Origin of the sequence: Pseudomonas sp. LABIM340 (assembly GCF_040017195.2) — a bacterium.
Classification (GTDB): Bacteria; Pseudomonadota; Gammaproteobacteria; order Pseudomonadales; family Pseudomonadaceae; genus Pseudomonas.
This window is the reverse complement of record NZ_CM200227.1, coordinates 4,088,530-4,111,652: the sequence shown is the minus strand read 5'-3', so window position 1 is coordinate 4,111,652 and position 23,123 is coordinate 4,088,530. Positions and strand designations below refer to the sequence as shown.

Here is a 23,123-nt window from a genome sequence, read left to right as displayed (position 1 = left end):
AGACTCAGCGGCTGAAGCGGCTGCGGTAGTCGCGCGGGGAGATCGACAGGTGGCGCTGGAAGGTGCTGCGGAGCCGTTCCTCGTCGGCGAAGCCGCAGGCGCGGGCGATCTGCTCGATGTTGCGCGAAGAGTTCTCCAGCAGGCGTTTCGCTGCTTCCAGGCGGAACAGTTCGATGGCCTTGGCCGGCGTGCGCCCGGTGCGTTCCTTGTACACGCGGGAGAAGTTGCGCAGGCTCATCTTCGCCTGTTCAGCCAGGCGTTCCACGGTCAGTTCCGGATCCCCCAGATTCTCTGCCAGCCACAGGTGCAGCTCGTCGAAGGCCGGGCTGTCCTGGGTCTGCAATTGCAGCAGGGTGCTGTACTGCGCCTGCCCGCCGGGGCGCTTGAGGTAGACCACCAGCTCGCGCGCCGCCTGCATGCTGACCTCGCGGCCGCAGTCGGCTTCCACCAGCGCCAGTGCCAGATCGATGCCGGCGGTGACCCCCGCCGAAGTCCACACCGCACCCTGCTGGATGAAGATCGCGTCGGCGTCCACTTCCAGGGTCGGAAAGCGCTGTTGCAGGGTGTCGCACAGGGCCCAGTGGGTCGCGGCGCGGCAGCCGTCGAGCAGCCCGGCCTTGGCCAGCAGGAAGGCGCCGCTGCACACGGAGGCGACCCGGCGCACCTTGGGCGCTGCGTGGTTCAGCCAGGCCGCCAGCTCGCCGTGGCTGTCGAGGGTTTCGCCGATGTCCGGGGCGCCGGGGACGACCAGGGTGTCGACCTCGGCGAGGTCGAGTTCACCCAGCGCGCTGGTGTCCACCGACAGCCCCTCGACGGTGCTCACCAGCCCGCCGCACAGGCTTGCGGTCAGCAGTCGGTAGCCGGGCAGGCCGCGCTGGGCCAGGGCCTTGCTGGCGGCCCAGAACACGGTCTGGGCACCGCTCAGGTCGAGCAGGCCCATCTGCGGGTAGGCGACGAAGACGACGGTGATCGGCGTCGTCGCGGGGAGTGGGTAAGGGGGAGTGGAGGCACTTGCCATCGGGGTTCTGCCTGTTCGGGTGGCCGGGTTGAAGGGGCGCGCAGGTGTGGCCGATATTCAGGGGTTTCTGGCCTGGCGGCGCTTCGCTTCGCCAGGCTAGCCTTGCTCGCAGCATCGCCCTGATGCGCGTTATGGCCAAAGTCCCGAAGGTATCGCTCCGGCCCCCATGACCCCGGCCCCATGATCACTGGGCTGGCACTTTGCCGCGGGCCCCATCATGGACTAGATTTTTTGACCTGCACACCGCGAGTGTCGCGGTCCCCCAAGGAGGCAAGATGAGCTCGTCGACGCATTCCAATCCGCCGCAAGGCCCGAAGGAGCCGGTGGTCTATGTGGTCGATGACGACGAGTCCATGCGCCTCGCCCTTGATGGCCTGTTGCGCTCCATCGGCCTGCAGGTGCAGACCTTCGATTCCACCCAGGCTTTCCTGTCCTTTGTCCGGCGTGACGTTCCCAGCTGCCTGGTTCTCGACGTGCGCTTGCGCGGCGAAAGTGGCCTGGCATTCCAGGAGCAGATGGAGAAGAGCGGGGTGCGCATGCCCATCGTGTTCATGACTGGCCACGGCGATATCGCCATGACGGTCAAGGCCATGAAGGCCGGCGCCGTGGACTTCCTCGCCAAGCCCTTCCGCGACCAGGACATGCTCGACGCGGTGGCCAGTGCCCTGGCCCGCGATGGCGAGCGGTTGCAGGCCGAGCATTCCGGCGCGGCCCTGCGCCAGGCCTTCGAGGCGCTGACCGCACGTGAGCGCGAAGTGCTGCGCTTCGTCGTTGCGGGGTTGATGAACAAACAGATCGCCGCCGAACTCAACCTCAGCGAAGTGACCGTGAAGGTGCACCGCGGCCAGGTGATGAAGAAGCTGGCCGCGCGCTCGGTCGCCGATCTGGTGCGCATGGCCGAGGCGCTGGGCGTCGAGCCGTTGCAACGGACCACCTGAGCGTCGTTTGCAATACAGTCGCTGACCGCCACTCGGGGGCAGCAGAATCCCTGAGAGGTTGCCGAGCCGATGGCCAGCAAACAGAAGATCCTGTGGGACGATGGCGAGCGGGTGTTCTGCCGCGCGCGCCCATCCGGTGACGACGGCGCCAGCGTGCTGCTGGTGCGGCCGGCCGCCGAACATCCGTTGCCCGCCACGCTGGAACGGCTGGCCCACGAGTACAGCCTGCGCGATGAACTGCACAGCGCCTGGGCACTGCGCCCACAGGCGCTGCACCGCGAAGGCGGCAAGACCCGCCTGCTGCTCGATGACCCCGGCGGCGAGCCGTTGTCCCGCCTGCTGCGCCAGCCGCTGGATATCGCAACCTGCCTGCGCCTGGGCGTGGACATCGCCGTGGCGCTGCGCCACCTGCACCAGCGCGGCCTGGTGCACAAGGACCTCAAGCCCAACCACATCCAGGTCAACTGCACCGATGGCCAGGCACGCCTGACCGGCTTCGGCCTGGCCTCGCGGTTGCCGCGCGAGCGCCAGGCGCCCGAACCGCCGGAGACCATCGCCGGCACCCTGGCCTATATGGCGCCGGAACAGACCGGACGGATGAACCGCTCCATCGACTCGCGCAGCGACCTCTATGCCTTTGGCGTGGTGCTCTACCAGATGCTCACCGGCACGCTGCCGTTCACCGCCAGCGACCCGATGGAATGGGTGCACTGTCACATCGCGCGCAAGCCGCTGTCGCCCGGCGAACGGGTCGCCGGCGTGCCGCCGATGCTCTCGCAGATCGTTCTCAAGTTGCTGGCCAAGACCGCCGAGGAACGCTACCAGAGCGCCGCCGGCGTCGAGCATGACCTGCGCCGCTGCCTGGAAGACTGGCAACGGAGCGGGCGCATCGAATCCTTCAGCCTGGACGAGCAGGGCACGCCCGACCGCCTGCTGGTCCCCGAGAAGCTCTACGGTCGCGAGCGCGAGGTGGAGGTGCTGGTCGAGGCCTTCTCGCGCATCGTCGCCAGCAGCACGCCGGAGCTGGTGCTGGTGTCGGGCTATTCCGGGATCGGCAAGTCCTCGGTGGTCAACGAGCTGCACAAGGTGCTGGTGCCGCCGCGCGGGTTGTTCGCTTCCGGCAAGTTCGACCAGTACAAGCGCGATATTCCCTACTCGACGCTGGTGCAGGCCTTCCAGGGGCTGGTGCGCACGCTGCTGGGCAAGAGCGGCGACGTGCTGGAGGGCTGGCGCAGCGCACTGCTGGAAGCCCTGGAGCCCAATGCCCGGCTGATCACCGACCTGATTCCCGAGTTGCGGCTGATCATCGGCGACCAGCCGCCGGTGCCCGAGCTGGAGCCGCAACAGGCGCAGCGCCGCTTCCTGCTGGTGTTCCGCCGCTTCATCGGCGTGTTCGCCCGCGCTGACCACCCGCTGGCGCTGTTCCTCGACGACCTGCAATGGCTGGATGCAGCGACCCTCGACCTGCTGGAAGACCTGCTCACCCATTCGGAGCTGCGCCACCTGATGCTGGTGGGCGCCTACCGCGACAACGAGGTGGACGCCAGCCATCCGCTGACTCGCAAGCTGCAGGCCATCCGCCAGGCCGGCGTGCGCATCGACGAGATACGCCTGGCGCCGCTGGCTCGCGCGCATATCGAGCAACTGATCGCCGAGGCCTTGCGCTGCCCGCCGCCGAGCATCGTGGCGCTGGCCCGGCTGGTGCAGGACAAGACCGCCGGCAACCCGTTCTTCGTCATCCAGTTCCTCCAGGCGCTGGCCGAGGAGGAGCTGCTGACCTACGACCACGAGGCCCGGCGCTGGCGCTGGGATCCGGAGCGCATCCACGCCAAGGGCTTTACCGACAACGTCGTCGACCTGATGGTCGGCAAGCTCGCGCGCCTGCCGCTGGAAACCCGCCAGGCCCTGCAGCAGCTGGCCTGCCTGGGCAACATGGCGCAGATCGATACCCTGGCGACCGTCCTCGACCTGCCGCCGGCGAAGGTCAATTCGATACTCTGGTCGGCGGTGCGCCAGGAACTGGTGGAGCGCCTGGAAGGCGCCTGTGCGTTCGCCCACGACCGCATCCACGAGGCAGCCTATTCGCTGATCGCCGAAACGGCCCGTGCCGAAGCGCACCTGCGCATCGGTCGCTTGCTGGCCGAGCAGACACCGGCGGAGCGGCGCGAGGAGGCGATCTTCGAGATCGTCGGCCAGCTCAACCGCGGCGCCCGGCTGATCGAGGCCCGCGCCGAACGCGAACAACTGGCCGAGTACAACCTGCTGGCAGGGCAACGCGCCAAGGCCTCCAGCGCCTACAGCTCGGCGCTGGCCTACCTGCGCGCCGGCATGGAGCTGCTCGACGGCGATTGCTGGCAACGCCGCCACGACCTGTGCTTCGCCCTCGAACTCAACCGCGCCGAGTGCGAGTTCCTCACGGGCCAGCTGGCGCAGGCTGACGAGCGCCTGACCGCGCTGACGCCGCGCGCAGCTACCACGGTAGAGCAGGCGGCGGTGGCCTGCCTGCAGATGGACGTGTGCCTGCTGCAGGACCGCAGCGACCGGGCCGTCGCCGTGTGCCTGGCCTACCTGGAGGCGGTCGGCATCCGCTGGTCGGCGCACCCCGGAGATGACCAGGTGCGCGAGGAGTACCAGCAGATCTGGACGCAGCTGGGCGAGCGCAGCATCGAGCAGTTGATCGACCTGCCGCTGATGGAGGACGCCGCCTCCCTGGCGACCCTCGATGCCCTCGGCAAGCTATTCGCCCCGGCGCTGCAGAGCGACGCCAACCTGGCCAGCCTGACCATCTGCAAGGCTGTCAGCCTGAGCCTGGAGCGGGGCAATTGCGACGCCTCCTGCATGCTCTATGCAAATGTCGGGCGCGTCGCCGGCCGCCGCTTCGGCGACTATGAAGCAGGCTACCGCTTCGGTCGCCTGGGTTGCGACCTGGTCGACCGGCGTGGGCTGAACCGCCGCGAAGCGCGGACCTACCTGTGCTTCTCGATGTTCGTGGCGCGCTGGATGCGCCCGGTGCGCGAGTGCCGGGAACTGCTGCGCCGGGCGTTCGTCGCGGCCAACCGCGTCGGCGACCTGGCCTACGCCGCCTATGCCGGCAACGGCCACATCTCCGATGTGCTGTTCCTCGGCGAGCCGCTGGCGCAGGTGCATGAGGAGGCCGGGCAGGGCCTGGCCTATGCGCAGAAGGTGCGCTTCGGCCTGGTGGTGGATTTCATCAGCACGCAGCTGGCGCTGATCCGCACACTGCGCGGGCAGACCCCGACCTTCGGCAGTTTCGACGATGAGCTGTTCGACGAAGCGCACTTCGAAGCGCACCTGGACAGCACGCCGGGCCTGGCGCTGGCGGCGGCCAAGTACTGGATACGCAAGCTGCAGGCGCGCTGCATGGCGGGCGATCACGCCGCGGCCATGCACTGTGTGGCGCGGGCGAAGGCGCTGCTGTGGGTGGTGGAGACCTTTACCGAGGAGTCCGAGTACCACTTCCACGCGGCGCTGACCCTGGCCGCCACTTTCGATTCCCTGGCTGTCGATGAGCAACCTCAGCAGCTGCGAGAACTGGCCGTTCATCACGCGCAGTTGCAGGAGTGGGCCCGGCAGTGTGCCGAATCCTTCGACTGTCGGGTGGCGCTGGTGGGAGCGGAAATCGCACGGGTCGAAGGGCGGCTGGTCGACGCCGAGCTGCTTTACGAAGAGGCCATCCGCCAGGCGCAGGATAACGGTTTCGTGCAGATCGAGGCGCTGGCCAACGAGCTGGCGGGGCGCTTCTACGGCGCGCGCGGCCTCGCCAAGATCGCCCGCGTCTACCTGCAGGATGCGCGTTATGGCTACCTGCGCTGGGGCGCCGACGGCAAGGTGCGGCAACTGGAGGGGCGCCATCGCTACCTGCGCAACGAGGAGCCTGCGCCCGGCCCGACCGCGACCATCGCCACCCCGGTGGAGCACCTGGACCTGGCCACGGTGCTCAAGGTGTCCCAGGCCGCCTCGGGGGAGATCGTCCTGGAGAAGCTGATCGACATGGTGATGCGCACCGCCATCGAGCAGGCTGGTGCCGAGCGCGGCGTGCTGGTCCTCGCCGAAGCGGGCGAGCCGCGCATCGCGGCGCTGGCGACCGTCGGCGACGGCGCGATGCTGTTGTGCAACGAACCGATCAGCGCCGCGGCGCTGGCCGAGACCGTGCTCTACCAGGTGCTGCGCACCGGCGAGAGCCTGTGCCTGGAAGACGCCACGGTCGATCCGGGATTCACCACCGATCCCTATGTCCGCCAGCACGGCGCGCGTTCGATCCTCTGCATGCCGCTGATGAATCAGGCCAAGCTCACCGGCGCGCTGTACCTGGAGAACAACCTCTCGGCCGGCGTGTTCAGCCCGGCGCGGATCGCCGTGCTGCGGCTGTTGGCCTCACAGGCAGCGATCTCGCTGGAGAACGCGCGCCTGTACCGCGATGCCGCTGAGCGCGAGGCAAAGATTCGCCGGCTGGTGGACGCCAACATCATCGGCATCATCGTCTGGAGTGCGGGCGGCGAGATAGCCGAAGCCAACGACGCCTTCCTGCGGATGGTCGGCTACGAGCGCGACGACCTGCTGTCCGGCCGCGTGCGCTGGCACGACATGACGCCGCCGGAATCTCTGGCGCTGAGTCAGGCGCATCTCGCCACGGCCATTCGGACCGGGCATGCGCAGCCTTTCGAGAAGGAATACATCCGCAAGGACGGCAGCCGCGTGCCGGTGATCGTCGGCCTGGCCGCCTTCGAGGCCAGCCTGCAGGAGGGCGTGGCCTTCGTGCTCGACCTCACCGAGCGCAAGCAGGCCGAGGAGCGGGTGCGCGAGGGCGAACGGCGCTATCGCGAGGTGCAGACGGAACTGGCCCACGCCAACCGCGTGGCGACCATGGGGCAGTTGGCGGCGTCCATCGCCCACGAGGTGAACCAGCCGATTGCCGCCACCGTGACCAATGCCAATGCCGCGCTGCGCTGGCTGGGTGCGCAGCCGCCGGAATTGGGTGAGGTAAACCAGGTGCTGGGACGCATCATCAAGGACGCCAACCGTGCCGCCGAGGTGCTCGGGCGTATCCGCCAGCTGATCCGCAAGACGCCGCCGCAGAAGCAGCCCGTGGACGTCAGCGCGGCGCTGCGCGAGATGGTCGAGTTCACCCGTGGCGAGGCGGCGAAATCCGGCGCGGTGGTGCGCGTCGAACTCGCCGATGGTCTGCCGGAAGTGGAGGGCGACCGGGTCGAGTTGCAGCAGGTGATGCTCAACCTGATCGTCAATGCCCTGGAAGCCATGGGCGCTGTGCCTGTCGGTGAGCGCCACCTGCTGGTCAGCTCCGAGTACGCCGAGGGTGGCGTACGGGTGAGGGTGTGCGACAACGGACCGGGGTTCGCCGAGGGCAATGCCGACCTGCTCTTCGCGCCGTTCTACACCACCAAGGCCACCGGCATGGGCATGGGCCTGTCGATCTGCCGCTCGATCATCGACAGCCATGGCGGCCGTCTCTGGGCCAGCGCCAACCAGCCCCGTGGCGCGGTGGTGCAGTTCACCCTGCCGGCGCATCCCGCAACGGACGCCTGAAAAAGTCAAAGGGGGGCTTGACCTTGACACTAGCGTCAAGCCCCCAGAGTGCTCCCCATCGGAGGTCAACATGCAAATCGGAGAGCTGGCCTTGCGCGCCGGCGTCAGTACACGTGCGCTTCGCCATTACGAGTCGAAGCAGCTGATCGAGTCGGCGCGGCTGGACAATGGCTATCGCGACTACGCCGCGTCCATGGTGCAGCGCGTGCTCTGGGTTCGCGAGCTGCTCGAGTGCGGCTTCAGCACCCGGCAGATCCACGGCCTGCTGCAGTACCTGGAAGAGGAAGAGGACAGCGAAGGCTTCCTCGCCTGCCTGCAGCAGCACCTGGAAAAGCTGATCGCCCTGGATGCACTCCAGGCCCAGCTGGCCGAGCGCCGCGAACGCCTGGCGGAAAAGATCGAACGCTACCTGCCCCTGCATGAGGGTCTGCTGCGCGCTCCCGATTTGCGACCTCCCGAACGAGCCGATTCACCAGCCACGTTGGAGAGATGATGGGAAAGCTAAGCAACAAGGTCGCCCTGGTCACGGGCGGCAACAGCGGTATCGGCCTGGCCACCGCGCAACGATTCGCCCTGGAAGGTGCCGAGGTGGTCATCACCGGACGCCGTCGGCAAGTGGTGGAGGAGGCGGCCGGGCTCATCGGTGAAAACGCCGTGGGCATCTGCGCCGACGCCAGCCGGCTGGAGGACCTGGACGCGATGTACCGGCAGATCGGCGAACGCTTCGGCCGTCTGGACGTGCTGGTCGCCAATGCCGGCGTCATCCGCCCGGCTGCGGGCGATCAGGTCGATGAACAGCAGTTCGATGAACAGTTCGATATCAACGTCAAGGGCGTCTTCTACACCATCCAGAAAGCGCTGCCGCTGCTGCGTGACGGCGGCGCCATCGTGCTGGTGTCGTCCATCGCCCACCTGAAGGCGCTGGAGGCTCATGTGGTCTACGCGGCGACCAAGGCGGCGGTGCGTTCCTTCGCCCGCAGCTGGGCGGCGGAACTCAAGGGCCGCAACATTCGCGTCAACTGCCTGAGCCCCGGCCCGGTGCTGACCCCGATCATTGGCAAGATGGGCATCGGCGAGGCGCAGTTCGGCGCGTTCGAAAAGCAACTGGCGGGGCTGATTCCGCTGGGGCGGATCGGTCGCCCGGAAGAGCTGGCGAACGCTGCGCTGTTCCTCGCTTCGGACGACAGCAGCTTCATCACCGGCGTTGACCTGTGTGTCGATGGCGGGCTGTCACAGCTCTGAACGGAAAAAGGCCCGGCGCGTCATGCGCCGGGCCTTTGTCTTCCAGCGGTTTCAGCCCTTGATGAAGGCCAGCAGGTCCGCGTTGATGGTCTCGGCGTGGGTCGTGCACATGCCATGGGGCAGGCCGGGATAGGTCTTCAACGTGCCGTGGCGCAGCAGCTTGATCGAGAGGCGCGCGGAGTCGTCGATGGGGACGATCTGGTCGTCTTCACCGTGTAGCACCAGGGTCGGCACGGCGATCTGCTTCAGGTCGTCGGTGAAGTCGGTTTCCGAGAAGGCCGCAATACAGTCGTAATGGGCCTTGGCGCCGCCGTTCATGCCCTGGCGCCACCAGTTGTCGATCACCGCTTCGGAGACCTTGGCGCCCGACCGGTTGAAGCCGTAGAAGGGGCCCGCCGCGACGTCGCGGTAGAAGTTCGAGCGGCTGGCGGCGAGCGCCTCGCGGAAGCCATCGAACACCTTCAGCGGCAGGCCGCCGGGGTTCTTCTCGGTTTGCAGCATGATTGGCGGCACCGCGCCGATCAGCACCGCCTTGGCAACGCGGCCGGCACCATGGCGCGCGACGTAGCGGGCGACCTCGCCACCGCCGGTGGAGTGGCCGATGTGCACGGCGTTCTTCAGGTCCAGGTGCGCCGCCAGTTCCGCAAGGTCGGCGGCGTAGGTGTCCATGTCGTTGCCTTTGTCGGTCTGCGTGGAGCGACCGTGGCCACGGCGGTCATGGGCAATCACGCGATAGCCCCTGGCGAGGAAGAACAGCATCTGGTTGTCCCAGTCATCCCCCGAGAGCGGCCAGCCGTGGTGGAATACGATGGGCTGCCCGCTGCCCCAGTCCTTGTAGAACAGCTCGGTGCCGTCGCGCAGGGTGAGATAGCCCGACCCTTGCTCCTTGCGGCGCGCACCCGTTGCGGCCGGGGCCTGGGCAGCGCTCGCCTGGCCCGCCAGCAGGGGGACGGCCACTGCCAGGGTGGCAGCGGCTACACCGGCGCTCATCAGGGCGCGGCGGGTGGTTCCTTGGGTCTCGTCGGTCATGGTGAAAGCTCTCGTCAGCGTGCCGCTCGCGCGGCGAATGGGGGGCCGGTCCGATCCGGGCTCGCAGCGACTTTGCGGTCGTCAGGAAAGCCGGATTGCCGGTAGACAAACCCTATTCGCTGGCCGGGGATGCTCACCATCGTCCATGGGTATCGCACCAGCATACTTAGGTTTCGCGGGACTGCACCGGAGTGTGTCGGAGCCGATCCGAGCGGCTGTTTCGAGAGGTGGCGATAGGGGTTGAGGCAACCTCGCGCGACAGCTGACCGGGTCGTCGGGTGCGTTCAGCACGGCCATTTTTTTCATTGGGCTCGAAGATATTTTTACTAATTTTCCTCGGCGACCAGCTGAAGCACCATGCGGCCCCATTCCAACAACAACGTCCTTCGAGGCGGCCAGCAGGAGTGCCCAGGTGCAAGCGTTCAACGAGTGGCGGCAGTGTTTTGCAGCGCAGACTTTCATCGACGACGCAGTGAACGGCGACTCCGGTTCTGCCGCGCGGGAGGGCGTGCGTTCGGCACAACGCCTTCCGGTTTGCCCGGCCCCGCAAACCTGCCAGGCCGCCCCGAACGACCTCCGCTGAATTCCTCCCGCAGCGGCTGCCCGAAGCTTCGCTCCGGCTGAATCGCCGGGCGCCCGACCGCTGCCCAGGAAGCCTCGACCGGCATCACGCCGTTCCAGTCCAACGAGCGCCCGTCGCTCGCAGTCCATGAGTCAGCCATGAAAAAAACAACAAGCACGTCCGCTACTTCCTTGCCTGCCCATCAACCCCACGAACCGTCTGCACGGTCTTTCCGCAAATCGCTGGGCATCCCGGCGCTGGTGCTCTTCGGCCTGGCCTACATGGTGCCGCTGGCGGTGTTCACCACCTACGGCCTGGTCACCCGCATGAGCAAGGGCCATTTGCCGGCAGCCTACCTCTTCACCCTGGCGGCCATGCTGCTGACCGCCTACAGCTACGGGCGCATGGTGCAGGCGCACCCGTATTCCGGCTCGGTGTACAGCTACACGCGCAAGACCTTCGGCGCGGCATTCGGCTTCCTGGCGGGCTGGACGCTGCTGCTGGACTACATCTTCCTGCCGCTGCTGAGCTACCTGCTGATCGGCATCTACATGGTCGACTACTTCCCTTCGGTACCGCTGTCGGTGTGGATCCTCGGCTCCATCGTGCTGGTGACCCTGCTCAACCTCGTCGGCATCGAATCCATCACCCGCGTCAACTGGGTGCTGATCGTCGCGCAGATGGTCTTCGTGGTGGTGTTCATCGCGCTGTCGCTGAGCCACCTCGGCGCCCAGGCGCAGCCGGTGGCGCTGGTCCAACCCTTCTATGACGAGCACTTCAGCCTGCCGCTGGTGATGTCCGGCGCGGCGGTGCTGTGCCTGTCGTTCCTCGGCTTCGACGCCGTGTCGACCATGGCCGAGGAGACCCCCGAACCGCGCCGGCAGATTCCGGCGGCGATCATGCTGGTGACCCTGATCGGCGGCGTGCTGTTCATCGTCATGGCCTACTTCGGCCAGCTGGTGTTCCCCGAGTGGCAGGCGCTCACCGATGCCGACTCCGCGTCGCTGGACGTGCTGCGCCGCATAGGCGGCGAATGGCTGGTGACCTTCTTCACCGCTACCTATGTGGCCGGCTGCTTCGCCTCGGCAATGGTGTCCCAGGCCAGCGTTTCCCGCGTGCTGTTCGCCATGGGCCGGGACGGTGCGCTGCCCCGAGTGTTCGGCAAGCTGGTGACGAAGAAGCGCGTGCCGGCCACCGCGATCATGCTGATCAGCCTGCTGTCGCTGATCGCCCTGTTCGTCACCCTGGATACGGTCGCCAACATGATCAGCTTCGGCGCGCTGTTCGCCTTCTCCGCGGTGAACCTGGCCGTGATCAAGCACTACCTGGTCGACCAGCGCCTCACCGGAAAGGGCAACTACCTGCGCTACGGCGCGCTGCCGGCGGTGGGCTTCCTCAGCACCATCTGGCTCTGGTCGAGCCTGTCGGGGATGTCCTTCATGATCGGTTTCGCCTGGATGGGCCTGGGCTTCATCTGCCTCGCCAGCGCCACGCGGATGTTCCAGCAGCCGCTGCCGGACCTGAACATGGCGGAGTGATCGTCAGCCTTCGGGGAGCCGGGCATCGCCCGGCTTCTTTCATGCGGGCCCGATACTGGTTAAGGTGGCGCGACTTCGAGGAACTGGCCGGATCTCGCCATGAAACTGCATCAATTGCGCGCCCTGCGCACCATCGCCGAGAGCGGCAGCATCCAGGAAGCCTCGCGGCTGCTCGAGGTGACCCAGCCGTCGCTGTCCAAGGCGGTGAAGGAGCTGGAAGGCGAACTGGGCGTGCCGCTGCTGGTGCGCTCCAATCGTGGGGTGACGGTCACGCCCTATGGCGAGCGGCTGGTGAGCATGGCCCGGCTGGTCACCGAGGAAGTGCGCCGCGCGCGCGACGAGATCGATACCCTGAAGGGCGAGATGGCCGGCCGCGTGGCCATCGGCGTGTCGCCGGTGACGCCCAATCGCGCCTTCGCCAACTGCTTCCGGCGCTACCGCGAGCTGTACCCCAACGTGCAGCTGCAGATCTTCGAGCTGCGTTCGCTGCAGTTGTTCGAAGGTCTGAAGGAGGGCCGGCTGGACCTGGTGCTGACCACCCAGCCGGTGGCGGACCAGTCCGACGGACAGGTCTGGTGCGAGCTGGCGCCGCAACCCTCGGCGCTGGCGGTGCGCAAGGGCCATCCGCTGGCGGGGGCGCAATCGCTGCACGAGCTGCTGGACCTCGAATGGCTGCTCTCCGACCCGCTGGAAGTGGCCCTGGCCGGGCAGTTCTTCCGTGAACGCCAGGTGGCGCCACCCAAGCGCATCACCGAATGTTCCTCGTCGCTGCTCTACCTGGAGCTGGCGGCCAACACCGATGCGGTGAGTTTCTGGTCGCAGCGCATGCTCGGCCTGCCGATGGTGTCCCAGGTGCTGGAGCCCTTGCAGATCGCCGAGGCTACGCCGGTAGCGAGCATCTCGTTGGTCACCCGGCCGCAGGAGCTGATGACCCGCGAAGCCCAGTTGCTGGCCGAGGAAATGCTCGCCGCTTTCCGCGCGGAGCAGGCATAACCAGCCTCAATGCTCATGTGTAGAGATCATTACTCCGCGCTTTCGCGCTGATGCATCCTGCCGGCCGCCATCTGCCCCAGGAAACGGCCGGAGTTCCCATGAATGCATCGTCGTATTTCTCCCAGAGCTACGCCCAGGCGCGCAGCAAGTTCCTCGACGCCTGCGCGGCCGCCGGCCTGCTGGTGGAGTCCCACGTCCACCCGCTCATCGGGCGCGACGGCGAGACGCTGGCGGTGGATGTCGCCCGTGAAGGACCGCTGGATGCCAAGCGCCTGCTGATCATCAGCAGCGGTTGCCACGGCGTCGAAGGCTTCTGCGGCTCGGGCGTGCAGAGTGCGCTGCTAGCGGACACGGCCTGGCGCGAGCACGCGCGCCGCAATGACTGCGCGGTGCTCTACCTGCATGCCGCCAACCCCTATGGCTTCTCCTGGTGGCGCCGCTGGACCCAGGAGAACGTCGACCTCAATCGCAACTTCCGCGACTTCACCCAGGCCGCGCCGCAGAACCCGGGCTACGCGCAGCTGGACCCGATCCTCGCGCCGCGTCGCTGGCCCAGCCCGCTGGGGCGCCTGCGTCTGCTCGGCTATGCGTTGCGCCATGGCCGCTGGGAATTGCAGAAGGCCATCTCCTCCGGCCAGGCCAGCCATCCCGATGGGCTGTTCTTCTCCGGCTCGCAGCCGACGTGGAGCAATCGCACCGTGCGCGAAGTGCTGCGCCAGCATGGCCGGCAATGCCGCGAGATGGCCTGGATCGACGTGCACACCGGGCTCGGCCCGAGCGGCTACGGCGAGTACATCTACTCGGGGGATCCGCGCCACGAAGCGCTGACCCGCGCCCGCGCCTGGTGGGGCGACGAGGTGCGCTCGACGGAGGAGGGCAACAGCGTCTCGGTGAAGCTCAGCGGCAAGCTGGTGCATGCGGCGTTCGAGGAATGCCCGCAGGCGCTGCTGGTCTCCATGAGCCTGGAGTTCGGCACCGTGCCCGGCCAGCAGGTCCTCGAAGCGCTGCGTGCGGACCAGTGGCTGCACCGCACGCCCGATGCGCCGGCGGCCAAGGTGCGGCGGATCAAGCAGCAGCTGCGCGATGCTTTCTATATCGACACGGACGAATGGAAGAGCGCGGTGCTGACGCGCGCGCGGGACACGGCCTGGCGCGCGGTGGAAGGGTTGTGCAGTGAAATTCCGGCGGCGTTGCGTTCCCACCCCGGAGGTGGGAACGCCCGCGCTCAATAGGTGCCGCGCAGGGTCAGCATCAGGTTGCGCGGCTCGCCGTAGAAGTTCGAACCCCAGGCACTGTCGACGCGCTCGTAATACTTGCGGTCGAAGAGGTTGTTGGCGGTGAGCGTCGAGCTCAGGTGTTCGTTGAAACGGTAACCGAGCTGGGCGGTGGAGACCGCATAGCCGGGCTGCACGAAGTCGGTGTTGTTGCGGGTGTAGAGCGTCTCGCTGACCACGCGGGTGCCGCCGGCCACATGGAAGCCCTTCAGCGTGCCGTCGAGGAATTCGTACTTCGACCACAGGTTGAAGTTGTGCTTCGGCGTGATGGTGCTGAAGGTGTCGCCGGAGCTCAGGCCGTTGTTCGGATCGTCGTCCAGCAGGCGGGTCATGGTGAAGGCATAGCCGGTGACGATGCTCCAGTTGTCGGTCAGGTTGCCGGTCAGCTCGGCTTCCCAGCCCTGGCTGCGCACCTTGCCCTGCGCCTCGTAGGCGTTCACCGGGCTGCCGGACCACTGGGCGCGGTTCTCGTCGTAGATGCGGAACAGGGCGACCGAGGCATTCAGGCGGCCGTCCATCAGCGCCTGTTTCAGGCCGACTTCGTACTGCTTGCCCTTGTGTGGCGCGATCATCTTCTCGCCGCTGGCGTCCGTCTCGCTCTGCGGCTTGAACACGCTGGTGTAGCTGGCGTAGGCGGCCAGGCTCGGGGTGAGCTTGTAGATCAGCGCGCCGTAGGGAATGACCTTGGCGTTGGTCTGGGTCGAGGGCGAACCGAAGTTGTTGAAGAAGGTGTTGGCGTTCTTCGCATCGGCATCGTACCAGGTCACGCGGGAGCCGAGGATCACGTCCAGCTCGTCGGTCACGCTGAGCTTGGTGCGGCCGTAGAGGCCGTATTGGCGGCTCTTGGTGTAGTTGAAGTTGGTGTGCGGCATGTCCAGGCGCGGCAGGTCGTTGGCGCCGTCGATGCCGATCGGTACCTCGTCGGCATAGCCATCGTTGTCCAGGTCCACCGAGCCATAGGTGAAGGCCTTGTCCAGGTGCTGGTACTCGCCGCCGAGGGTGAGTTCGTGGGTGCGGCCGGCCAGGCTGAAGGGCGTGGTGACGAAGCTGTCCAGGCCCAGCGTCTTGATCCGCTCGTAGTACGAATAACGTGCCGCGTCGGCGGTCTGGGTATCGGGATTGACCACCCAGGTGGTCCAGCTGAATTCGCGCTGGGGCAGGCGTGCGTCGCGATAGGTCAGTGAGGTCTTCCACTGGCCACCGTTGTCGAGGGTGTGGTCGAGCTCGGAGAAGGCCTCCCAGGTCTCTTCCTTCATGCGGTTCCACTTCGCATCGACGTAGGTGGAGCGCGGCACGTCGAGCAGGGTGCCGTCGGCATAGGCAGGCAAGCCGAAGGCCGGAGTGGAATTGTTCTTCTGGTAGGCACCGCCCAGCGACAGGGTCGTGCTTGGGTCCAGGTCCATTTCCAGGCGCCCGTAGAACATCGGGCGTTCGTTCTGCACGTAGTCGACGAAGGATTTGTTGCGCTCATAGGCCATGACCGAGCGACCTCGGATCGTGCCTTCGTCGTTCAGAGGACCGGTGACGTCGACCATGCTGCGGTAGCGGTCCCAGGAGCCGGCGGCCATTTCCCCGCTCAGGCCGAACGTTCCCAGCGCGCGCTTGCGCACCAGGTTGATGGTGCCGGCCGGCTCGCCGGACCCGGCGTACAGGCCACCCGGACCACGCAGCACTTCGACGCGGTCGTACATGGCCAGGTCGAAGCTGGTCGCCATGTCGCCCTGGCCGGTGATCTGCGACACCCCGTCGACCTGCACCTGATCGACCAGGAAGCCGCGCATGTACACGTCGTTGAGGCTGGAGCCGGTGTTGTAGGTCTTCACCGTGGCGCCGGTGACCTGGCGCATCGCGTCCTGCAGGTTGTTCATGTTCTGGTCATCCATGCGCTGGCGCGTGATGACGGTGACCGACTGCGGGGTTTCCAGCAGCGACTGCTCGCCCTTGCCGATGGTGATGGCGCGGGTGGCGTAGGAGTGCGTGCCTTCGGTGGTTGAGCCCAGACCGCGACCGCTGACGGTGGTGGAGGAGAGGTCCAGTACGTCGGAGGAACCGCGGCGGACGATCAGCCATGCGCCGCCCTGCTGACGGATGCCCAGGCCCGAGCCGGCGAGCAGCTCGTCCAGCGCGCTGCTGAATTCGTAGTTGCCCTTCAGGGCGGGGGCGGTGCGCTCCGCCACCAACTGGTCATCCATCGCCAGGGTCACGCCGGCGAGGTTCGCCAGTTGCTTGAGCGACGCCGCCAGGGGTTGCCGGGGGAGGTCCAGCGCCACTGGCGCGGCGAACGCATTGAGGGAGATTGCCAGGGCGCTGGAGACCGCCAGGGACTTGAGGGAAATGGGCTTCATGGAAAAGCTCGTCAGGGACTGGGATAACCAATGACGGAGCTGCGCGAAGAAACCCCCACCTGGTCTGAATGAAAATCAGCGAGGCAGCAGCAGCGTGGCGCCGCCACTCTGCTCGATGCGGACATCGGCCAGCTCGGGCAGCAAGGCGAGGAAGCTCTCCACATCAGCCAACTGGACCACCGCGGTGATCGATTGCGTGGCCGGCTGCAATGCCTTCACCGGCGTTTCCCGGTAGCGCGACAGAGTGGTGGCGATCTCGCCCAGGTTGGCCCGCTCGAACTGCAGATTGCCTTTGGCGAAGCTGAAGGCACTGATGGCCGAACGCTGCAGGGGATGCAGTTTTCCCCCGGCATCGAGCTCACCCACCTGGTCACGCTCGAGCACCATGCGCTGGCCGGCACTGGAGAACTCGACCCGTCCCTCGGCGACGCTGACACGCACCTGCGGCTCCAGCCGCTCGACGACGAATCGCGTGCCGAGTACGCGTACCTGGGCGGCGCCGGCATCGACCACGAAGGGGCGCGAGGGGGCGTGCTGCACGCTGAATATCGCGCGGCCTCGCAGCAGGAAAACCTGGCGGGTCGATTCGCTGAACAGGACATGTAGCCGGGTGTCGGCGTCGAGGAAGACGTCGCTGCCATCCTCCAGCGTGATGTGGCGTCGCTCGCCGATGGAGGTCATCAGCATCTGTTCGCCCTGGCGGCTGCGCATCGACACCAGCCAACCGGCGGCGACGGCCAGCAGCAAGCCGCCCATTGCACCGTTGCGCACGAAGCGCCGGCGGCTCAGGTTCTCCATGGCGCCGGCCAGCGCCTGGGTTTGCGGGGTGCTCGAGAAGTTGCCCCAGAGCTCGCTGAAGGCCTGGTACTCACGGGCGTTCTGCGGGTCGGCGGCAAGCCAGCGGGCGAAGGCCTGGCGCTCGGGATGATCGCCGGGCAGGTCCAGCAGGCGGGTGAACCAGCGCGCAGCCTGGTGTCGGCTGCTGTTCATGACGCCAGTTGCTCGCGGGCATCGCGCAGATTCAGCAAGGCACGAACGAGGTGGCGCTCCACCATGGAAATATTGATGCCCAGCATGCGGGCGACTTCCACCTGGCGGTGACCTTCGATCCGCACCAGCCAGAAGACTTCCCGGCAGCGCGCCGGCAGGCACTCGAGAATGCGCTGGATGGCTACCAGACGCTGTTGCAGATCGGCCAGGTGTTCGGCGGAAGGCGCGAACTCGGCATCCTCACGGGTATCCATCCAGGGCTCGAGGTCCCCTTCCGGCAGGGGGTAGAAGCGTGAGGCGTCACGGTAGTGATCGATCAGGACGGAATGTGCGACTCGCCGCAGATAGGCATTGGGCTGGTCGATGGCGGTGCGTTGGCTGGCAAGGACGAAACGGATGAAGGCGTCGTGCAGCACGTCATAGGCGAGCTGCATGCATTGGGTCTTGCGGCTCAGGCCCAGCAGGAGGTCGGTATAGGCCCAGCGCAGATTGATTCCGTTCCATTCCATGCTGCAGGCCTTCGCGAACCGTCGCTTCCAGTGTCAGGCGGCGAGTCTACTGATTCGTTCCTGCTGTGTAAATGCAACTGATTAGCATTTGATGGTTGCGCGCCGAACGTCCGCTGGATGGCTTTCCGGGCGAGCTATAGCGTTCCTCCTGTTTGCGCAGGACTCGGCGTAGCGACGTCATCGTCGCTGGCTGGACGATCGCCAGCCGCACTTCCTGATGGAAAACGGGCGCAAGCCAAAGGAGCTGGGGAACGCCTGCGCCCAGGCGGCATCAGGCGCCGCCGACCTTGTAAACGCTGATCAGCACTTCATGTTCGCTGACGCCGTCGATGGTGCCGACGAACACGTAGTCGTTGAGCCAGGCGTGGGCGCCGGGCTGGGTCCTGAACCTGGGCGAGGTGCGGCAGTAGAAGTCGCTTTCCTTCATGTCGCGCAACTCCAGGCCCTTGGCCTTCTTCGCCAGCCCCGATTCGTTGAGGCGCCAGATGCCGCCGCTGTCGATGATGCCGGCCTTGCTTGGGCGCGTACCGCAAAGTACGGCTTTCCGGTATAAATCGGCAGCCTGCCTGCTCGTTCTCGAATGCGCTGAGCCCACGCAGGACGCAATGGCACGATCTCAAGGACTCGAAACAAGGAAGTCTATCTTGACCACCCTCTCGGCACTTCTCGACGACCTCAGGCATTCCTCCGCATTTGCCGCTCTCGATGCCTACTCCAACGCATTCGACCTGTTCAAGGTCATGGATGTACGGAGCAAGGAACTGATCCATTCGAACATCCTCGCTGCCTTGATGAGCGAGGGCGAGCCTCATGGCCTGGGCAGTGTATTTCTCGATGCCTTTGTCAGTTCGCTGGGTGAACTGCGCTGTATGGGCACACCCTTGGCCCGTGACGTTCTTGACTCGGCCGCCGGTGCCAAGGCGAAGATTTCCCGCGAGCTGGAACATATCGATCTGCTCATCGAGTTCCCTCTTCGCAAGCTGGTCATCGCCGTCGAGAACAAGATCTGGGCGGCAGAGCAGCCGGAGCAGATCAAGCGTTACCAGCGGACGCTTTGCGATCGCTATCCGGGCTATGAGCGGGCGCTGGTCTACCTGACGCCCTTGGGCAAACAGCCAGATACCGCCGATCCGAGCTCCAGTGTTCCGGTTTACTGCATGCCCTACGGCTGTGTTGCCCGACAGCTGAGACAGAGTAAGTCTTCGGCGACCGTGCAGGCCGCCCAGTTCATCGAACAGTTCATCGCTCATGTGGAGAAATACATGTCAGGCAACCGCGAGCTCGATGACCTCTGCTGGGCTTTGTTCAAACAGCACGAGGAGGCTTACAGGCACCTCGTCGAATCCTACGAATACTGCATCCGGCTAAAGGTCGAACAGGCCTTCGAGACAATCCAGTCGAGGATCAGGGACGACGGTATGTTTTCCGCCTGGGTTGGGTTGGTCGAGATGAGCGCCAGCTCGCTGCCCGATAGGAAGAACCTGCTGAATTTCGACCTCGATGTTCGCCTGGTCCACTGGCCGGAAGGGCTCCGGGTCAAGGTCTACAAGCACACCTGGTTCGCCGTGTTTCCCTATGTGCGCGGGGCGGACACCGTGCGCCTGCGGGCAGTCATGCCCGGGTACTTCGAGTCTCCCCGGCCCGTACCGGACTGGGACGACCACTACTTCGCTTCCGCGGGCTTCGTCGGCCGCGAGCAGCGGTGCGTGCGGCCCAAGGGCAATGAACTCGATGAAACCGACATCAACATGGCACTGACCATGGTTCGAGACTGCATCGACGAAATCAATGCGGCCCTGAAGACTACGACGCACTGAGCATTCAGGGTTCCGGAGCGAGCCTTGCGCAAGGTGGCACTGGGGCCTCCAGGATTGCGCCGCATCAGCCCCTGGCTTCGAGCGCCTCAAGCGTTCGCGCAGTAACGGCCTCGATCATCCCTGGATCCTGGTAGATCCGCGCCAGCAGGATGGCGCCTTCGTAGTCGGCCACCAGCTGTCTGCCCAGGGTACGGGCAGCCTCCCTGCCATAGGCGGGGCTGAATATGTGGGTGAAGGCGAGCGCCCAGTCATCCATGAAGGCGCGGATCGGCTGCATGAGGTCGGCGTTGCTGTAGCTGGCGTCGACCGCGACCACGCCCATCAGGCAGCCGATAGTGTCATCCTGGAACAGTTTCTGCGCCTTGCGCCCCAGCGTCGACAGTCGCTCGGCGGGGGCCTTGCTGTCGTCGTAGGCGACGGCGAACAGGGATTCCTTGAGCTTCTCATGGGTGGTCTCAAGCACATCCCGCAACAGCGATTCCTTGTTCGGGTAGTGGTGGTAGAACGAGGCCTTGGTCAGCCCGCAGGCACTGGACAGCATGTCCATGGTCGTCCCGTTGTAGCCGTAGCGCTTGAAGGTACTGGCGCATCGTTGCAGCAGCTCATCTCGACTGATCTTCGGCGGGCGCACGGGTCTTTCCTGCTCATGATTCGGTGTGCTGATTGTATGGCATAAGCGATAGCGTCTCAATTTGACGGTTACCGAATGTTTGTTTAGTTTGAGCTTACCGAACGGTTGGTAAGTAATTGTCGGCCGACGGAGACCCATTCCATTCATCACCGAAAGGTCAGTAAATGAGCGAAGCGAACAGTGGGGCGGGGCGCGTAACCCGCGAGCAGAGAGGGGCGATCTTTCTCATCGGCCTGGACCGGGCAGGCAAGCGCAATGCCTTCGACAGCGCGATGCTGGAGGACCTTGCACTGGCTATCGGCGAGTACGAACGCAACGACGAGCTGCGCTGCGCTGTGATCTTTGCCCACGGCGAGAATTTCACCGCCGGGCTCGATCTCCTGGAACTCACCCCGAAACTGGTCTCCGGCGGTTTCAAGTATTCCGATCCAGGTATCGATCCCTGGGGCGTTTCCCGGCCGCGTCGCACCAAGCCGATGGTGCTGGCGGTGCAGGGCACCTGCTGGACCGCCGGCATCGAGCTGATCCTCAACGCCGACATCGCGGTGATCGCCAGCAATGCGCGCTTTGCTCATCTGGAAGTATTGCGCGGTATTCCGCCGTCCGGCGGTTCCACCGTGCGCTTCACCCAGGCAGCCGGGTGGGCGGATGCCATGCGCTACATGCTGACCGGTGAAGAGTTCTCTGCCGAGGATGCGCTGCGCATGCGCCTGGTGAACGAAGTTGTGGAGCCAGGCCAGGAGCTGCCGCGGGCCCTGGAGTATGCGGAGCGCATCGCCAAGGCGGCGCCGCTGGCGATCAAGGCCACCTTGCGCTCGGCATTCCAGGCCCGTGACGAAGGTGATGATGCCGCGCTCTCCCAGCTCAACGAACTGCTGTTCACCCTCATCCGCACGGATGACGTTCGCGAGGGTGTGATGGCCATGATGCAGAAGCGCGAGCCGCAGTTCCAGGGACGCTGAGCTTCACCCGCAGGGGGCCTTCCGCTTTTCGGGGTGCCCCTGATCACCTTTGGATTGCTTGGCATGAATGCAGTAATGGAACACTCGGAGTGCGCCATCGAAGTGTCCCCGGCCAGCCTGCTGGCGAGGGATGGCTTCAGGCTCGCGGCGTATCGATACAAGGCCGCGGGCCAGGCCAGGGGCAGCCTGCTCGTAGCCGGCGCGACGGGGGTGTCGCAACGCTTCTACCGTCGCTTCGCCGAATTCGCCGCCGGTCAGGGCTTCAACGTCCTGACGCTGGATTATCGTGGTATCGGGGAGTCGAAGCCGGGGTCGCTCAAGGGTTTTGACATGTCCTATCTCGACTGGGCCTACCTCGATCTGGCAGCGGCGGTCGATCTGCTGGACGAGGATGGCCTGCCGATCTACTGGGTCGGGCATTCCTTTGGCGGGCACGCCATCGGCTTGCTGCCCAATCACCGGAAGCTGGTGGCGGCCTACACATTCGGCAGCGGCGCCGGCTGGGCCGGCTGGATGAGCCGGACAGAGGCGCTGAAGGTGCGGCTGCTGTGGCGCTTCGTGCTGCCCGCCATCGTCCGCTGGAAGGGCTACATGGCCTGGAGCGTGCTTGGCATGGGCGACGATCTGCCCCTGGGCGTGTACCAGGACTGGAAGCGCTGGTGCGCCTACCCACACTACTACTTCGACGCACCGGACATGCAGCACCTGGCCGAGCAGTACGCGCAGGTCCGCACGCCCTGTGTTTTCGCCACGGCGGTCGACGATCCCTGGGCGCCACCGCTCTCGCGCAACGCCTTCGTGAAGGCCTACCGCAATGCGCCGATCCTGCGGCGTGACATCGCGCCCACGGCCGAACTTCCGGTGATCGGGCACATGGGGTACTTCCGCGCGGGGGCGCAATCGCTGTGGGGCGAAGTGCTGCATTGGCTGGCCGCCCAGCCCGCAGTGGCACAGGCCCGATGCGGAGCGTTGCCATGAGTTCCCGGCCGGTACCGGTGCTCCCCATGTCCTGCGCGGCGGAGTTCCGGGCTCTGGTGGAAAGCCGTCGGGCGATCCGACGTTTCACTGCCGAGCTCGTGCCTGACGGGGTGATCCTCGATTGCCTGCAGACGGCGATGCTTGCGCCCAGTTCGTGCAATCTCCAGCCCTGGTCGTTCCAGGTGGTGCGCGATCCTGCGCTGCTACAGGAGTTGCATCCGGTCTGCCTGCGCCAGGGGGCGGCGAAGGCGCCTCTGCTGATTGCCGTCCTGGCGCGCCCCGATACCTGGAGACAGGCCTGTGCCGATGTGATCGAGCACTGGCCCGAGCCATTGGTCCCGGAACGCATCCGCCACTTCTACGAGACCATCGCGCCGTTCCAGTACAACCAGGGGGCTTTTGGTCTGCGGGGATTTTTCAAACGTCTGTTGCTGCGCATGACCGGCCTGAAGCACCCGGTGATGCGCTCCCCGAACAGCCATGAGGAGATGCGCTTGTGGGCCGTCAAGTCCACCGCGCTGGCGGCGCAGAACCTGATGCTGGCTTTCCAGAGCCATGGCTATTCGACCTGTCCCATGGAGGGTTTCGACGACATGCGTCTGCGCGAGGTCCTGCCGATTCCCCCGCACGCGATTCCCATTCTGCTGCTGGCGGTTGGCAAGAAAGGGGAGCACGCCGTCTACAACCCGAGGTTGCGCTTTCCACTGGAGGGGCACGTCACGTGGCACTGAA

At 65.9% G+C, this 23,123-nt stretch carries 18 protein-coding genes; 11 read left to right on the top strand and 7 right to left on the bottom strand.

The window, feature by feature from the left end; translation table 11 throughout:
* Positions 1-4: 4 nt before the first annotated feature.
* Positions 5-1,018: a GlxA family transcriptional regulator gene (locus ABKS89_RS18680; protein WP_348586553.1), complete on the bottom strand. Its 1,014-nt coding sequence runs from the start codon at positions 1,016-1,018 to the stop codon at positions 5-7.
* Between the two features lie 275 nt (positions 1,019-1,293).
* Between ABKS89_RS18680 and ABKS89_RS18675 the strand changes: the two genes are divergently transcribed.
* From ABKS89_RS18675 to ABKS89_RS18660, 4 genes are all read left to right on the top strand, one after another.
* Positions 1,294-1,956 carry a response regulator transcription factor gene (locus ABKS89_RS18675; protein WP_138214605.1) on the top strand — a complete coding sequence of 221 codons (663 nt, stop codon included), beginning with the start codon at positions 1,294-1,296 and terminating at the stop codon, positions 1,954-1,956.
* Between the two features lie 69 nt (positions 1,957-2,025).
* Complete coding sequence (locus tag ABKS89_RS18670; RefSeq protein WP_348586551.1) at positions 2,026-7,521, top strand: trifunctional serine/threonine-protein kinase/ATP-binding protein/sensor histidine kinase; 5,496 nt, start codon at positions 2,026-2,028, stop codon at positions 7,519-7,521.
* A 70-nt stretch (positions 7,522-7,591) separates the two neighbouring features.
* Positions 7,592-8,014, top strand: a complete 423-nt coding sequence (locus tag ABKS89_RS18665; RefSeq protein WP_348586549.1) for a MerR family transcriptional regulator — start codon at positions 7,592-7,594, stop codon at positions 8,012-8,014.
* Entirely contained in the window at positions 8,014-8,763 is a 750-nt protein-coding gene (locus ABKS89_RS18660; RefSeq protein ID WP_138214602.1) for an SDR family NAD(P)-dependent oxidoreductase, read from the top strand. The genes ABKS89_RS18665 and ABKS89_RS18660 overlap by 1 nt, the downstream gene beginning before the upstream one ends.
* A 51-nt stretch (positions 8,764-8,814) precedes the next feature.
* On the opposite strand, the gene ABKS89_RS18655 is transcribed toward ABKS89_RS18660, so the two are convergent.
* Entirely contained in the window at positions 8,815-9,792 is a 978-nt protein-coding gene (locus ABKS89_RS18655) for an alpha/beta fold hydrolase (RefSeq protein WP_348586547.1), read from the bottom strand.
* A 720-nt stretch (positions 9,793-10,512) separates the two neighbouring features.
* Here ABKS89_RS18655 and ABKS89_RS18650 point away from each other — a divergent pair.
* From ABKS89_RS18650 to ABKS89_RS18640, 3 genes are all read left to right on the top strand, one after another.
* Entirely contained in the window at positions 10,513-11,892 is a 1,380-nt protein-coding gene (locus ABKS89_RS18650; protein WP_348586545.1) for an APC family permease, read from the top strand.
* A gap of 99 nt (positions 11,893-11,991) precedes the next feature.
* A complete protein-coding gene (locus ABKS89_RS18645; RefSeq protein ID WP_138214599.1) occupies positions 11,992-12,885 on the top strand; it encodes a LysR family transcriptional regulator in 894 nt (297 codons plus the stop codon).
* A 98-nt stretch (positions 12,886-12,983) separates the two neighbouring features.
* Complete coding sequence (locus ABKS89_RS18640) at positions 12,984-14,117, top strand: M14 family metallopeptidase (protein ID WP_348586543.1); 1,134 nt, start codon at positions 12,984-12,986, stop codon at positions 14,115-14,117.
* On the opposite strand, the gene ABKS89_RS18635 is transcribed toward ABKS89_RS18640, so the two are convergent.
* The 4 genes from ABKS89_RS18635 to ABKS89_RS18620 all read right to left on the bottom strand — a co-directional run bounded on the left by ABKS89_RS18635 (position 14,111) and on the right by ABKS89_RS18620 (position 18,598).
* Complete coding sequence (locus ABKS89_RS18635) at positions 14,111-16,504, bottom strand: TonB-dependent siderophore receptor (RefSeq protein WP_348586541.1); 2,394 nt, start codon at positions 16,502-16,504, stop codon at positions 14,111-14,113. The genes ABKS89_RS18640 and ABKS89_RS18635 overlap by 7 nt on opposite strands.
* A gap of 75 nt (positions 16,505-16,579) precedes the next feature.
* On the bottom strand, positions 16,580-17,494 hold the full coding sequence (locus ABKS89_RS18630; protein WP_348586540.1) for a FecR family protein: 915 nt from the start codon (positions 17,492-17,494) through the stop codon (positions 16,580-16,582).
* Positions 17,491-18,003, bottom strand: a complete 513-nt coding sequence (locus ABKS89_RS18625; protein WP_348586538.1) for an RNA polymerase sigma factor — start codon at positions 18,001-18,003, stop codon at positions 17,491-17,493. The genes ABKS89_RS18630 and ABKS89_RS18625 overlap by 4 nt, the downstream gene beginning before the upstream one ends.
* A 271-nt stretch (positions 18,004-18,274) precedes the next feature.
* Positions 18,275-18,598 carry a DUF3237 family protein gene (locus tag ABKS89_RS18620; RefSeq protein WP_348586536.1) on the bottom strand — a complete coding sequence of 108 codons (324 nt, stop codon included), beginning with the start codon at positions 18,596-18,598 and terminating at the stop codon, positions 18,275-18,277.
* Positions 18,599-18,647: 49 nt separating this feature from the next.
* Between ABKS89_RS18620 and ABKS89_RS18615 the strand changes: the two genes are divergently transcribed.
* Positions 18,648-19,820, top strand: coding sequence for a PDDEXK-like family protein (locus ABKS89_RS18615; protein WP_348586534.1), 1,173 nt, complete (start codon positions 18,648-18,650; stop codon positions 19,818-19,820).
* Between the two features lie 64 nt (positions 19,821-19,884).
* Here the strand turns inward: ABKS89_RS18615 and ABKS89_RS18610 are convergent, their stop codons facing one another.
* Entirely contained in the window at positions 19,885-20,451 is a 567-nt protein-coding gene (locus tag ABKS89_RS18610; protein ID WP_348586533.1) for a TetR/AcrR family transcriptional regulator, read from the bottom strand.
* A 164-nt stretch (positions 20,452-20,615) separates the two neighbouring features.
* Between ABKS89_RS18610 and ABKS89_RS18605 the strand changes: the two genes are divergently transcribed.
* The 3 genes from ABKS89_RS18605 to ABKS89_RS18595 all read left to right on the top strand — a co-directional run bounded on the left by ABKS89_RS18605 (position 20,616) and on the right by ABKS89_RS18595 (position 23,122).
* On the top strand, positions 20,616-21,413 hold the full coding sequence (locus tag ABKS89_RS18605; protein ID WP_348586531.1) for a crotonase/enoyl-CoA hydratase family protein: 798 nt from the start codon (positions 20,616-20,618) through the stop codon (positions 21,411-21,413).
* Between the two features lie 63 nt (positions 21,414-21,476).
* Positions 21,477-22,391 (top strand): alpha/beta hydrolase family protein, encoded by a 915-nt coding sequence (locus ABKS89_RS18600; protein ID WP_348586529.1) that lies wholly within the window; start codon positions 21,477-21,479, stop codon positions 22,389-22,391.
* Complete coding sequence (locus ABKS89_RS18595; protein WP_348586527.1) at positions 22,388-23,122, top strand: nitroreductase family protein; 735 nt, start codon at positions 22,388-22,390, stop codon at positions 23,120-23,122. The genes ABKS89_RS18600 and ABKS89_RS18595 overlap by 4 nt, the downstream gene beginning before the upstream one ends.
* Position 23,123: the final 1 nt, after the last annotated feature.

Bases quoted from the DNA above. Each gene is read 5' to 3' on its own strand.
- ABKS89_RS18670 (WP_348586551.1), top strand. From the start codon at position 2,026: ATGGCCAGCAAACAGAAGATCCTGTGGGACGATGGCGAGCGGGTGTTC.
- ABKS89_RS18655 (WP_348586547.1), bottom strand. From the start codon at position 9,792: ATGACCGACGAGACCCAAGGAACCACCCGCCGCGCCCTGATGAGCGCC.
- ABKS89_RS18595 (WP_348586527.1), top strand. From the start codon at position 22,388: ATGAGTTCCCGGCCGGTACCGGTGCTCCCCATGTCCTGCGCGGCGGAG.
- ABKS89_RS18665 (WP_348586549.1), top strand. From the start codon at position 7,592: ATGCAAATCGGAGAGCTGGCCTTGCGCGCCGGCGTCAGTACACGTGCG.
- ABKS89_RS18680 (WP_348586553.1), bottom strand. From the start codon at position 1,018: ATGGCAAGTGCCTCCACTCCCCCTTACCCACTCCCCGCGACGACGCCG.
- ABKS89_RS18650 (WP_348586545.1), top strand. From the start codon at position 10,513: ATGAAAAAAACAACAAGCACGTCCGCTACTTCCTTGCCTGCCCATCAA.
- ABKS89_RS18645 (WP_138214599.1), top strand. From the start codon at position 11,992: ATGAAACTGCATCAATTGCGCGCCCTGCGCACCATCGCCGAGAGCGGC.
- ABKS89_RS18675 (WP_138214605.1), top strand. From the start codon at position 1,294: ATGAGCTCGTCGACGCATTCCAATCCGCCGCAAGGCCCGAAGGAGCCG.
- ABKS89_RS18605 (WP_348586531.1), top strand. From the start codon at position 20,616: ATGAGCGAAGCGAACAGTGGGGCGGGGCGCGTAACCCGCGAGCAGAGA.
- ABKS89_RS18630 (WP_348586540.1), bottom strand. From the start codon at position 17,494: ATGAACAGCAGCCGACACCAGGCTGCGCGCTGGTTCACCCGCCTGCTG.
- ABKS89_RS18600 (WP_348586529.1), top strand. From the start codon at position 21,477: ATGAATGCAGTAATGGAACACTCGGAGTGCGCCATCGAAGTGTCCCCG.
- ABKS89_RS18625 (WP_348586538.1), bottom strand. From the start codon at position 18,003: ATGGAATGGAACGGAATCAATCTGCGCTGGGCCTATACCGACCTCCTG.
- ABKS89_RS18660 (WP_138214602.1), top strand. From the start codon at position 8,014: ATGGGAAAGCTAAGCAACAAGGTCGCCCTGGTCACGGGCGGCAACAGC.
- ABKS89_RS18640 (WP_348586543.1), top strand. From the start codon at position 12,984: ATGAATGCATCGTCGTATTTCTCCCAGAGCTACGCCCAGGCGCGCAGC.
- ABKS89_RS18635 (WP_348586541.1), bottom strand. From the start codon at position 16,504: ATGAAGCCCATTTCCCTCAAGTCCCTGGCGGTCTCCAGCGCCCTGGCA.